This is a genomic window from Lacibacter sediminis (assembly GCF_014168535.1).
Lineage (GTDB): Bacteria > Bacteroidota > Bacteroidia > Chitinophagales > Chitinophagaceae > Lacibacter > Lacibacter sediminis.
Genome location: NZ_CP060007.1, coordinates 3,043,459 through 3,056,893, shown reverse-complemented (window position 1 = coordinate 3,056,893; position 13,435 = coordinate 3,043,459). Strand labels below are relative to the sequence as shown.

The following is a 13,435-nucleotide window of genomic DNA, read 5'->3' as shown; positions in this document are numbered from 1 at the left end:
GCAACTCAAATATTCAGCATGTATCCTAATCTGTATTATTTCTTAAAAGATGCATTTGGTGTGGAGTGGGAAGGGGCGAGATTTCTCAATTCATTTGGCTTCTTTGTGGCGCTTGCATTCATTGCAGGTGCTATTGTATTAACAAAAGGGCTTCAACGAAAAGAGAAGCAGGGCTTTTTATTTCCGAAAGAAGAAAAGCGGATGTTTGGTCAGCCAGCCACAACAACTGAATTGCTATTGAATGCATTGCTGGGTTTTTTAATGGGATACAAGATCATTGGCGCATTCATGAATGCAGGCGATGGCGTAAATCCCCAGGAATATATATTCTCATCAGAAGGCAGTTGGGGTGCGGGTATTGCACTTGCAGTGTTTTTTGCCTGGTTAAAGTGGTACGAAAAAAATAAACAGAAAGCGGCCAAGCCAGAGGAACGCAAAGTACGTGTTTGGCCACATGAAAGGGTAGGAGATATCACTGTAATGGCTGCCATTTTTGGATTTGCCGGGGCCAAAGTGTTTCATAACCTCGAGAACTGGGATGAATTTGTGGCTGATCCAATCGGTTCTTTGGTATCATTCAGCGGTTTAACGTTTTACGGGGGCTTGATCTGTGCTGCCATTGCCATTATTGTATATGCCAAACGTAAAGGAATTTCAATACGTCACCTTGCAGATACCATGGGACCAACATTGATGCTGGCATATGCTATTGGTCGGATTGGTTGCCAGGTTGCCGGCGATGGCGACTGGGGTGTGCCTAATGCAGCTTATGTAACCGACTCAACCGCTACAGTTCAGTTGGCAAAACCCGGTGAATTTCAACAGGCAGTACAAAATAATACAACATATATCCGCCAGGAGTTTGGCCGTGAATTTAAAGTTGAGAATGTACCATCAGTAAATTTCAAAGGGCCTTCATTCCTTCCTGTTTGGATGGTGGCGTATACCTATCCGCACAATGTAAACAGCATGGGCGTAAAGCTTCCGGGTTGCGATCAGCCTGAACATTGCAATTATCTTCCATTGCCTGTTTTCCCAACTCCTTTTTATGAAACCGTGATGTGTCTTTTGCTTTTCGGTATTCTTTTATTTGCCCGTGGGCGCATAAAACTGGCGGGGGGATTATTCTGCCTTTATCTTGTTTTAAATGGACTGGAGCGTTTCTTTATTGAAAAGATCAGGGTAAATACAAAGTATGAAGACCTTCCTTTTCAACCTACACAGGCTGAGCTTATTTCGTTGGGCTTGGTAATTTTAGGGATCGTTCTCTATTTTGTAGCGAAGCGAAAAGCCGAATCTTCCAAATAACTTTCCTGATTTCACATTTATAAAGGCTTCTTACCGGAAGCCTTTTCTTTTTTCCAGCTATATCCAATTTCTTCCGCTCGTCCCTAATGTGGAGGTTTTTTGTAACATGTTTGTGCGTCAGCCGTCACATGTATGTCATTGTTTTGCCGAACATAAGTTAAAATTACCGTTCAGCATAAAACAATGTACTATGCAAAACATAGAACCTAATTTTGACATGTAATAGAAAAGAACAGGTACTGTCAACTGTTAAACCTTATCATTTTAAACCGAGTCATCAAACTTATCATCATCATGAAAAAGATTTCTGCATTCCTAACTGCGGCCTTGCTAACCTGCACCTTCTCATTTGCTCAAACAGCTTCACGTGTAAAAGGCGATGTAAAAGACGAAAGCCAAAAGCCCATTTCCGGCATTACCGTGTCGCTGTTGCGTGGCAAAGACAGCTCGCTTGTAAAAGCGGCTATCACCGATAAAAGCGGTGCTTATTCATTTGAATCTGTAAAAAATGGTTCTTACCTGCTTGGCATTACCAGCGTAGGTTACCAAAAAAAGATCAGTGGTGTAATTGAAGTGAAAGAAGGGGCGGAGATCACTGTTCCATCGTTCAATCTGTTACCTGAAGCAAAAGGTTTGAAAGAAGTAACCGTAACAGCAAAGAGGCCCATGTTTGAGCAAAAGGCCGACAAGCTGGTTGTAAACGTGGATGCTTCTCCAACAAATGCCGGAGCGAATGCTTTGGAAGTATTGGAAAAGTCGCCCGGTATTACCGTTGATAAAGACGGCAACATCAGCTTGAAAGGTAAAGCCGGAGTGCAGGTGTTTATTGATGGCAAACCAGCTTACTTATCCGGTGCAGATCTCGCCAATTATTTGCGTAACCTGCAAGGTCCGCAACTTGATCAGATTGAGATCATGACCAACCCTCCTGCAAAATATGATGCAGCAGGCAACAGTGGTATCATCAACATCAAAACCAAGCGCACTTTGCAATTTGGATATAACGGAAGTGTAACAACCGGCTACACACAAGGACGTTACCAGCGTTATACCAACAGCTTTACATTTAACTACAGAAAAAACAAAGTGAATCTTTTTGCAAACGGAAATTACAATGCAAGAAACTCTTTCCAGGAATTAGATATTCAACGTAGTTTTTCAAATTCCGTAACTAAAGAAGTTGTTTCATTATTTGAACAGGAGACAAGAATGATTCATAAGAACAGAAGCTTGAACGGTAAAGTAGGGATGGACTTTTTCGCAACAAAGAAAACAACTTTGGGTGTTACAGCAAATGGCTTCTATAGCCCTGGTCAATTCCTCAGCACAAGTGACATTAATATTTTTAGCCCAGATCATACTTTACTGAGCAAGACAATGGGTAAAGCAGATAATTCATCAACCTGGAAACATTTTGGTACAAACTTTAATTTCAGACATGTATTTGATACAACAGGAAAAGAAATTTCTGCTGATGTGGATCACTTAAGATATAGTGCAACTAATACTCAAAGTCTGGTTAATAAATATGAAAATGGAAATCAACCTAAAATGCCTGATACATTGTATGGTAATCTTCCGCAGAACATCTACATCTACAGCGCAAAGGTTGATTATGTTCAACCATTTAAAAAAGGATTGAAGTTTGAAGCTGGATTTAAAACAAGTTTTGTTGAAACAGATAATGTTGCACGTTACGATAGTTTGATCAATAACAATAGGCAGTTGGATTCAGCCCGTCGTAATGATTTTGTGTACAAAGAAAATATCAATGCAGCTTATGTCAACTTCAGCAAGCAAATCAACAAAAAGATCAGTGCACAAGTTGGATTGCGTTTAGAGAATACTTCAGCAAAAGGTTATTCTAAAGGCTATGCTTACGATAAAGACAACGAAAAATTCGCTGATTTTGATACAACGTTTAATTTAAACTATACACAACTGTTTCCAACTGTATACATTCAATATGCAGTTAATGAAAAACATTCATTCGGTATGAATTATGGAAGAAGGATCCGCAGACCTGATTATGAAAGTTTAAATCCTTTTGTAGAATTTATTGATCGTTATACATACGAGCAAGGGAACCCTAACTTGAGACCTCAGTTCAGCCATAACATCGAATTGTCACATACTTATAAAGGTTTCTTAACTACCACATTGAATTATACCAATACGAATAATATTATTCAGGAAGTACTGGAACAGAATGAAGAAAGAAACGAATCTTACATCAAACGTGCAAACATAGCCAAACAACAACAATTTGGTATCGCAGTAAGTGCATTCAAACAAATTAAAAAGTGGAACGGTAATATTTATGTGAATGTTTACAATAACAAGTTTGAAGGCTTAGTAAATGGCGATTTCGTAACATTGGGCAGAACAACAATGGTGTTGAGTGCCTCTAATTCATACAGATTTGGAAAAGACTGGACAACTGAAATCAGTGGTTTTTACAGAACTGCAGGTTATGAAGGAGTATTTCATATCCGGCCTTTAGGTGAATTGAATTTTGGGGTAAGCAAACCAGTTTTAAAAGGAAAAGGAACGCTCCGGTTAAGTGTTAGAGATATTCTCTGGACACAAAGAGGACAAGGCGAAATCAAATATGGTTTGATCCACGCAAATTTCCAACAAAGAAGAGATTCAAGAACTGTGGGTATGACATTCACTTACCGTTTCAGTAAAGGAAAGATCAACGGTAATGGCCGTCGTAAAGCAAGCGGTGCAGCAGATGAACAAAATCGTGTGAAATCAGTTGAATAAGTTTTTATTCTCTCTATATATTTTCTCATGTTGATTGACGACCCCGGTTTCTACCGGGGTTTCTTTTTACAGACCGTTTTTATTTTACAACATTTATTTTTGCATTGAAACACTTCGTATTTTGTACGTCTTATTTCAAATTTTTAGTTATGCCATCATTTGATATTGTTAGTAAAGTTGATGCCCAGGCACTGGACAATGCGGTGAACGTTACCACCAAGGAGATCACCAATCGTTTTGATTTTAAAGCAAGTCATGTGAAAATTGATTTGAACAAGAAAGAGTTTAAGATCAATATTGAGGTGGAAGATGAAATGAAAATGGGGCAGTTGATCGATGTATTGATCAGCCGTGCACACAAGCAGGGGATAGCACCGGAAGCATTCGATCAAAGCAAGGAATCGTTCCAGAGTGGTAAACTCGTTAAGAAAGAAGTACTGGTGCGCAATGGCTTGAAACAGGAGGATGCCAAAAAGATCGTAAAGCTGATAAAAGACTCCGGGTTAAAGGTGCAGGCTTCCATTAACGATGATATTGTTAGGGTTACGGGGAAAAAAATTGATGATCTGCAGGAAGTGATCCAGGCTTCTAAAGGCTGGGATCTCGGCGTTCCTTTACAATTCGAGAACATGCGTTCATAAACTGTGCAGAACTGAGGTTTTTGGGCTGTTTCCGGTGGATAACCAGGTGCTTAACTGGTGCATATCAAAGCCCCCTGAAAGTTGGAACGAATAGGAATCAAAGACTACTTTTAACATACAAAGCCGCTGGAAATTTTAGCAATAAAAGTGAAAGTGGTGGAGCAGCAAAAGTCCGTTAAAAGATAATTGCTGATTCCGGAAGCACTGGGTTAGTAAGTATAAAAGCGCAAGCGATTATAAAGAACAATTCGGTGCTTTTTTTATGCCCCTATATCAACTAGGTAAGAAGAATAAAATAGACGAAACTCAGGCTGCAGCTTCCTGTTTTGGATGAAATTGACGTTGTGCTGATTGGCGGAATTTTGCCTGCTTGCGACGGGAAAGCCATTGAATGCTTACAAAAAGAAAAATGATCGATCCGATTACCAATAGGTGAGTCAACATAATGTTCGTTTAATAGTTGGAATAATCCGGATATTGAACCTTATGGATTTCACAGGAGGACAAAGGAACAATAAAAAAAGTGCTTTTCATACTCTTTGTATCGAAATTTTATAGAATCAGTCTTGGCCATCATTATTTAAAAGCGATTGAGCATTTACCAGTTTTATCGGACAAATTTCAGCTTTTATCAGACCTTTCATTAGTACATAAGTTTAAGTTTATGTTGCCTTTTTCAGAATAAAAAGAAAAGAGTTGCCTGAAAGCCGCCGGCGACTATTTTTGGACGGCCGTGATCTATCTAAAATTTCATTTGGCTCAGTAGTACAGAATCTTTACTTTTGCGCTTTCGTTAAAAAAAATGCACGGCCAAATCCGTGCTGAAAACTCCCAGGAATTATGAAAAAAGAACTTCATCCCGCTAATTACCGTTTTGTAGTGTTTAAAGACATGAGTAACGGCTATTCATTTTTAACCCGTTCTACTGCCCCGTCAAAAGAAACAGTAAAATGGGAAGATGGTAATGAATACCCTCTTATTAAACTGGAGATTTCCAGCATGAGTCATCCATTCTTTACTGGTCAGAATATCCTTGTGGATACTGCTGGTCGTATCGACAAATTCAAGAAAAAATACGCTAAGAAAGCATAAGCTGAACAGTTTCTTTAAGAGCCATTCAGTAAATAAGTTATCCCTCGGTTTTCCGGGGGATTTTTTTGCGCCCAGTTACAAATGATGGGCAAATAAAAAAGCGGCTCTTTAAGCGCCGCTTTTAAACTTTATTGCAAGTCTTATTACACATTAAACCTGAAATGCATCACATCGCCATCCTTCACCAGGTATTCCTTTCCTTCAATTCTTAATTTTCCTGCTTCACGTGCTGCAGCTTCGGTTTTATAGGTAACATAGTCATCGTACCCAATTACTTCCGCTTTGATAAAGCCTTTTTCAAAATCGGTATGGATCACACCAGCGCATTGTGGCGCTTTCCAGCCTTTGTGGAAGGTCCATGCACGAACTTCCTGAACACCCGCCGTGAAATATGTTTGCAGGTCAAGAAGGTGGTATGTCGTGCGGATCAAACGATTCAATGCAGGCTCTGTCATCTTATATTCATCCATGAACAATTGCTTATCATCCGGATCTTCCATTTCGCTGATCTGTGCTTCAATGCTGTTGTTCATCACAATCACTTCTGCACCTTCATCTTTTACAGCGGCAATCAAAGCCTCTGAATATTTATTACCCGTATGCATACTGGCTTCATCCACATTCGCCACATACAATACTTTTTTCTGCGTCAGGAAAAAAGAATCCTGGATGAGATCAAGTTCAGCACTGTTCAGATCTAAACCACGAATGCTTTTACCCTGTTCCAAATGTGCTTTACAAGCGAGCAAGACTTCCAGCTCAGCTTTTGCTTTTGCATCACCAACACGTGCCTGTTTTTCGATACGTTGAATTTTCTTTTCAACAGTATCAAGATCTTTCAACTGCAATTCGGTATCAATAATTTCCTTGTCGCTTACAGGGTTAATGGCACCTTCCTCACGCAACACATTTTCATCTTCAAAACAACGGATCACATGAATGATCGCATCTACTTCACGGATATTTGCCAAAAACTTATTACCCAAGCCTTCACCTTTGCTGGCACCTTTCACCAAACCGGCAATATCAACGATCTCGATCTGTGTTGGAACAGTTCGATCCGGCACCACCAGTTCCGCCAGTTTATCAATCCGCACATCCGGCACATCCACCAAACCAACATTGGGTTCAATGGTACAAAAACGATAATTACTCGCCTGTGCCTTGGCGCTGTTACTTACGGCGTTGAACAAGGTCGACTTTCCAACGTTTGGCAAACCCACAATACCTGCTTTTAAACCCATGATTCGATATACGATTTTAGAAGTTAGATTTCAGATTTTGTTGTCGGCCCTTTAATTCTATTCACCGTTCCTTGCGTTGCACACTTCAACCACAACAATTCTAATCTGCTTTTTTTCGAGGCGCAAAGATAAGCCTTCGAAACTTAGCAGCGAAACCTGTGAAAAGATGGTTTTGGCTGTTTCGTAAAAATCTGCAATCTTCAATCCGTAATCTAAAATTGAAGTATGGCGTTAAGCAGAATCTGGAGTGCGTTCATCCTGATAGCAATCACAGTTGCGTTATTCAAGTACCTGCCCATGGGGGGGGAAAAGCAGATATTTTCTTCTATGATCATCGGCAAAAATGGTGATTCGCTGGAAGTGAAGTCGATGAATTCTACAAGTGCTTCTCCGGCTATTCTGCAGGCCTTAGATACTTCTTCACGAGTTACTGAGAATAAGATCACCTATAAAAGAGAAGGATCAGAGGTTGTTGCGGTAAGAGTTCAGAATGCAAATGGGGTGATTGAAACTTGTAAAGATGCTGTGACCATTTGTATTGGTCTTATCGGCATCATGGCCCTGTTCATGGGCTTTATGAGTATTGCAGAAAAAGCGGGCGGCATCAATTTGTTATCACGTATTATCGGTCCATTCTTTTCACGCATTTTCCCTGAAGTACCGAAAGGCCATCCTGCATTCGGGCATATGATGATGAACTTTAGTGCCAATTTGCTCAACTTAGATAATGCAGCAACTCCATTCGGTTTAAAAGCAATGGAAAGTCTGCAGGAACTTAATCCCAGCAAAACAACAGCCAGCAATGCACAACTGATGTTTTTATGTTTGCATGCTTCAGGCTTAACACTTATTCCTGTTACAATTATTGCTGCAAGGGCGTCACTGAAAGCCAGCAATCCCACCGATATTTTTGTGCCTTGTATGGTAGCCACATTTGCTGCAACGATGGCAGCGATGTTTATCGTTTCATTCAAACAAAAGATCAATGTGTTTCAACCGGTGATATTGGCATGGGTACTTGGTATCTCCGCTATCATTGCGTCATTGGTACTTTATCTTGTTCGCTTAGATGCAGATGGTGTTCAATCTTTTTCCAGCGTGCTCAGCAACGGCTTGATCCTGTTTATTTTTCTTGCGATCGTTTTGGGGGCTTTGTATAAAAAGATCAATGTGTTTGATGCATTTATTGAAGGAGCAAAAGGAGGATTTGAAACTGCTGTGCGCATCATTCCTTATTTAGTTGGGATGTTAGTTGCCATTAGTCTTTTGCGCACCAGTGGTACGTTTGATGTTGTGATCAATGGCATGAAATCAATTTTTATGTGGATGGGAGCTGATACACGTTTTGTTGATGGGTTACCAACGGCACTTATTAAACCATTAAGCGGCAGTGGTGCAAGAGGTATGATGATTGATACAATGAAAACATTTGGTCCCGATTCTTTTGCCGGTCGTTTGTCATCGGTGTTGCAAGGTTCCAGTGATACAACATTCTATGTGATCGCTGTTTACTTTGGAGCTGTGGGAATTAAGAATACCCGTTATGCCGTAGGCGCCATGTTGCTGGCCGATCTCGTTGGTATTATCACATCCATCTTACTGGCGTATTTATTTTTCGGTTCGTCATTGTAAAGTGCGGTAAGTGGTAAGTAGTCAGACGCAAGTGATTGTATGGAATATGTTTATTGCAAAAATGTTAATCATTTAAAATTTACAGCATCGGTAGGAAACAGATAGGGGCAAACTCTATCTTCGCAGCCAACAATTGTCTTCCATGAGAAAAGGAATCGCTTTTATTCTTTCATTCGTTATACTGTTTACAGCCAAAGCGCAAACTCCGCAAACAATGAACAGTGCGGAAATTTTGCTCGGGCTTAAGAAACTCAAAGTCATTGGCAGCGTCCTTTATGTTGCTGCTCACCCCGACGATGAGAATACAAGATTACTCGCTTATTTCAGCAAAGAGCGTTTATACCGCACCGGTTATTTAAGCATGACACGTGGTGATGGCGGACAAAATCTTATTGGTGATGAGCAGGGTATTGAACTGGGACTTATCCGCACACAGGAATTACTGGCGGCACGACGCATTGATGGTGCTGAACAATTCTTTACACGTGCTTATGATTTTGGTTTCTCTAAAACAACCGAAGAAGCATTAAGCATTTGGGAGAAAGAAAAAATATTGAGTGATGTTGTTTGGGTGATACGCAAGTTTCAACCTGATGTGATCATTACACGTTTTCCTCCCGATAACAGGGCAGGGCATGGGCATCACTCAGCTTCGGCTGTACTTGCACGTGAGGCGTTTGATGCCGCTGCTGATCCCAACCGTTTTCCTGAACAATTCAAATATGGTGTGAAGCCATGGAAGACAAAACGGATTTTCTGGAACACCTTCAATTTTGGTGGAAATAATACCACATCAAATGATCAGCTAAAATTAGATGTGGGTGCTTTTAATCCATTACTTGGTAAAGGCTATGGCGAAATTGCCAGTGAAAGCAGAAGCATGCACAAGAGCCAGGGATTTGGTGTGCCTAGTCAGCGTGGATCATCAACGGAATTTTTTACACTTACTGCAGGAGAACCTGTACAGCAAGATCTGGCTGAAGGAATTATCAACGATTGGAGCAGGTTTGAAGGTGGCGCAGCTATCAATGCGATGATCGATCAGATCGTAGCAAACTATTCAGTTCAAAATCCTTCAGCATCTGTTCAATCACTCGTTGCTTTATACAACGCAATTGAAAAAGTAAACGATGGCGACTGGAAAATAAAAAAGCTCAATGAAGTAAAGTCATTGATTGAAGCATGCGCAGGTTTATGGATGGAGGCGAGCACTAACCAGGAATATATTGTTACAGGCGATAGTTTGCGTGTAAACTTTAATGTGATCAACCGTACAGCGATCCCGGTTCTTTTAAAGAGAGTGATGCTTGATAGCAGTTCATTGTTGGCAAGCCGTGACAGCTTGAAATCAAAACTTAGTTGGTATGATGAAGCGTTGAAAAAAGAAATGAGTGAGCAGCCTTATTTTGTTGACTCAACATTTGATAAGCAACTCACGCCAAATCAAAATATAAACTTTGCAAGACGCATCCTTGTAAAACGACAAGTGACCGAACCATATTGGATCGTAAAACCAATGAGTACCGGAAGTTTTACGGTGGATGATCAACGAAAAATTGGAATGGCAGAAAACAGTTCGTCTTATACCGCTGTATTTCATATTTCAGTTTACGGAACTGATTTTTCGTTTGTAAAACCGGTAATGTATAAACATACCGATCCTGTAAAAGGAGAGTTGTATGAAAAACTTATCGTGTATCCACCTGCGTTGATCAAAGCAGGAAATTCGCTTTTGCTGTTTAAAGACACAACGTCAAAGCAAATCAGTTTTTCATTTATACCACAGGCAACCATTAAAACAAATGGAACTGTTTCAATCAATGGTGCTTCAGGATGGAAAGTGAATTCAGACAATGGTAAGTTTGAATTCGTTAAAGGAAACGATTATCAATTAAATGCAAAAGTGAGACCTGAAAAGTTTAGTAATGGGTTGTCAGGATTTATACAACCCAATTATTCTTCAGGTGTTTCATTTATCAATAAGCAACGTGTACGTAAAATTCAATACGATCATATTCCTGTGATCACTTATTTCCCTGATGCTGTTACAAAAGTTGTAACGGTTGATGCAAAGATTGTTGGAAAGAAGATCGGCTATATTAATGGTGCCGGTGATTTTCTGCCTTACAGTTTGCAGCAATTAGGCTACACGGTTGAAATGCTTACAGAAGACAAAGTAACGTATGCTAACCTGAAACAATACGATGCGGTGGTAACAGGTATTCGTGCATACAATATTCATGAATGGTTGAGTAATGCGTACGACGAGTTGATGCAATATGTGAAAGAAGGTGGTGTGTTGCTGGTGCAGTACAACACCAGCAATCAATTAGGTCAGCTGCGATCAAAAATCTCTCCCTATCCATTTGTTATTTCAAGGAACCGTGTAACGGAGGAAAATGCAAAAGTGAATTTTCTTGCGCCAAATCATGTCGTATTGAACTATCCGAACAAGATCACCGAAAAGGATTTTGAAGGTTGGGTACAGGAACGCAGCGTGTACGAAGCCGATAATATCGATGCAAAATTTACATCGCTGTTTGGCATGAATGATGCTGGTGAGCCGCAGCGTAACGGGAGTTTGATCGTTGCTGATTATGGCAAAGGAAGATTTGTATATTCGGCATTGGCTTTCTTTCGGCAACTGCCTGCAGGTGTTCCGGGTTCTTACAGGTTAATCGCTAACTTGCTGGCGAAGCCGAATAAATAAGTTTGAAGTAGATAAGTAAACAGGTATGAGCACAAAGAAACAGGCAGGTATTGAACGCACATTGTTAGTAGGGTTGGGGCTTGGTTTGTTGATCGGTTTTATCAGCAAACGAATTGCTTATGGTCTGCTGTTGGGTATTGGTATCGCATTGTTTATGATGTATTATTTACGTCCACGTAATGACGAAAAAGAATAAATGAACAACTTGTCAAATAAAAATGAATCGGGCTGGAATGGATGGTATATTGCTGTGGCAACTGTACTCATCCTGCTCATTGTTTTCTTTTATTTCTTCACCCAACAGTTTGCATGAATTTTCAACTCACCGATTGGATCGTTCTTATAGTAACGCTGCTGGCTGTTATTGTATATGGCGTTTACCGTAGCCGCCATTCTAAAAACCTCGAAGGTTATTTTCTCAGCAACAGGCAAATGCCCTGGTGGGTGATTTTGTTAAGCATCATGGGTACACAGGCAAGTGCTGTTACGTTCTTAACTGCACCCGGACAAGCGTATACCGATGGGATGCGCTTTGTGCAATACTATTTTGGTTTGCCGTTTGCCATGATCGTTGTATGTATTGTGTTTGTTCCGGTATTTCATAAACTGAAACTGTTTACTGCCTACGAGTATTTAGAAAAACGGTTTGATCTCAAAACAAGAACATTCACATCCTTTCTTTTTTTACTGTCGAGAGGTTTAAGTACGGGCATCAGCATATTCGCACCATCGTTGGTATTAAGCAGTATGCTGGGTTGGGATATTTATGTTACCAATATTGTAACAGGTGGCTTATTGATTGTTTACACTGTAACAGGCGGAGCGAAAGCGGTTGCCTATACACAACAAGTGCAGTTTATCATCATATACGCAGCGATGTTCATTGCCGGTTATTATGCCATTACATCTTTGCCGGAAGGATTAGGTTTTACAGATGCATTGCATGTGGCAGGTAAAGCCGGTAAACTGAATGTGATCACAACAGGTGTAACGGAAAATGGTTTTGATTGGAAAGACCGTTATAATATCTGGAGTGGGGTGATTGGTGGTTTCTTTTTAGCGTTGAGTTATTTTGGAACTGATCAAAGCCAGGTTGGGCGTTACCTCACGGCAAAGGACACACGTGAAAGCCGTTTGGGATTATTAATGAATGGCTTTGTGAAAGTGCCTCTGCAATTTTTGATCCTCATCATTGGCTGTTTGCTTTTTGCTTATTATTCTTTCTTTAAAGCACCTGCATTCTTTAATAAAACACAGGAAGCAGTGGTGCTAAAGAGCAGTTATGCGAATGAGTATAAAGAAGCAAGTAACTATTATGATCAGTTACAGGAACAGAAGAAGACAGTTGCCATTGCGTTGACCAATGCAAGAAAAACTGAGCAGAACGCAGCTGTTGATGTAGCAAGAAAGGAACTGCAGGAAATTGAAACGAAAGGCAAAGCCATCAGGACAGAAATGAAAAGCCTGATCAAAAAAGCTGATCCCAATGCAGATACAAACGATACCAACTATATCTTTCTGCGTTTTGTTGGTGATGTATTACCAACTGGACTTGTTGGATTGATCATTGCTATTATTTTTCTTGCAGCGTGGGGCAGTATTGCTGCCGCATTGAATTCATTGGCATCTTGTACCATGTGCGATTTTCACCAGAAATTTTCAAAAAAGCCATTGACAGAACGGGAAGAATATCGCTGGGGTAAGATCTACACGTTGCTGTGGGGCATCTTCTGTATGATCATTGCCTTTTTTGCATATAACCTCGGCAACAGCTTAATTGAAGCTGTAAATATTCTCGGCAGTTGGTTCTATGGTACGATACTTGGGATCTTCCTCGTGGCTTTTTATCTGAAGCAGGTAAAGGGGAATGCTGTGTTTATCGCAGCAATTATTTCAGAGGTGATTGTGATAAGCGTGTATTATCTCGATATTATTTCTTTCCTGTGGTTGAATGTAATTGGGGCTGTGGCTGTTGTACTGTTGTCGCTCATCATACAAACTTTAACAGGTAAAGAAAAGGCCTGATTACTTAAATGCTG

10 protein-coding genes are annotated in these 13,435 nt (G+C 40.3%); 8 read left to right on the top strand and 2 right to left on the bottom strand.

Going from position 1 to position 13,435, the window contains the following annotated elements; genetic code table 11:
• Positions 1-18 precede the first annotated feature (18 nt).
• From H4075_RS12965 to H4075_RS12955, 3 genes are all read left to right on the top strand, one after another.
• Positions 19-1,308 carry a prolipoprotein diacylglyceryl transferase gene (locus H4075_RS12965; protein ID WP_182801265.1) on the top strand — a complete coding sequence of 430 codons (1,290 nt, stop codon included), beginning with the start codon at positions 19-21 and terminating at the stop codon, positions 1,306-1,308.
• A 294-nt stretch (positions 1,309-1,602) separates the two neighbouring features.
• The gene (locus H4075_RS12960; protein WP_182801264.1) at positions 1,603-4,077 is read left to right on the top strand and encodes an outer membrane beta-barrel family protein; all 2,475 of its coding nucleotides are present in this window, start codon (positions 1,603-1,605) and stop codon (positions 4,075-4,077) included.
• A gap of 149 nt (positions 4,078-4,226) precedes the next feature.
• Positions 4,227-4,718: a YajQ family cyclic di-GMP-binding protein gene (locus H4075_RS12955; protein WP_182801263.1), complete on the top strand. Its 492-nt coding sequence runs from the start codon at positions 4,227-4,229 to the stop codon at positions 4,716-4,718.
• 306 nt (positions 4,719-5,024) lie between these two features.
• Here the strand turns inward: H4075_RS12955 and H4075_RS12950 are convergent, their stop codons facing one another.
• Positions 5,025-5,162 (bottom strand): hypothetical protein, encoded by a 138-nt coding sequence (locus H4075_RS12950; RefSeq protein ID WP_182801262.1) that lies wholly within the window; start codon positions 5,160-5,162, stop codon positions 5,025-5,027.
• Positions 5,163-5,558: 396 nt separating this feature from the next.
• On the opposite strand from H4075_RS12950, the gene H4075_RS12945 reads away from it, so the two are divergent.
• Complete coding sequence (locus H4075_RS12945) at positions 5,559-5,810, top strand: type B 50S ribosomal protein L31 (RefSeq protein WP_182801261.1); 252 nt, start codon at positions 5,559-5,561, stop codon at positions 5,808-5,810.
• 143 nt (positions 5,811-5,953) lie between these two features.
• On the opposite strand, the gene ychF is transcribed toward H4075_RS12945, so the two are convergent.
• Positions 5,954-7,054, bottom strand: coding sequence for a redox-regulated ATPase YchF (gene ychF / locus H4075_RS12940; RefSeq protein ID WP_182801260.1), 1,101 nt, complete (start codon positions 7,052-7,054; stop codon positions 5,954-5,956).
• 225 nt (positions 7,055-7,279) lie between these two features.
• On the opposite strand from ychF, the gene H4075_RS12935 reads away from it, so the two are divergent.
• From H4075_RS12935 to H4075_RS12920, 4 genes are all read left to right on the top strand, one after another.
• Positions 7,280-8,686 (top strand): nucleoside recognition domain-containing protein, encoded by a 1,407-nt coding sequence (locus tag H4075_RS12935; RefSeq protein ID WP_182801259.1) that lies wholly within the window; start codon positions 7,280-7,282, stop codon positions 8,684-8,686.
• A gap of 142 nt (positions 8,687-8,828) precedes the next feature.
• Positions 8,829-11,396, top strand: coding sequence for a PIG-L family deacetylase (locus H4075_RS12930; RefSeq protein ID WP_182801258.1), 2,568 nt, complete (start codon positions 8,829-8,831; stop codon positions 11,394-11,396).
• A 25-nt stretch (positions 11,397-11,421) separates the two neighbouring features.
• A complete protein-coding gene (locus H4075_RS12925) occupies positions 11,422-11,592 on the top strand; it encodes a hypothetical protein (RefSeq protein ID WP_182801257.1) in 171 nt (56 codons plus the stop codon).
• A 113-nt stretch (positions 11,593-11,705) separates the two neighbouring features.
• Positions 11,706-13,421 carry a sodium:solute symporter gene (locus H4075_RS12920; RefSeq protein ID WP_182801256.1) on the top strand — a complete coding sequence of 572 codons (1,716 nt, stop codon included), beginning with the start codon at positions 11,706-11,708 and terminating at the stop codon, positions 13,419-13,421.
• Positions 13,422-13,435: the final 14 nt, after the last annotated feature.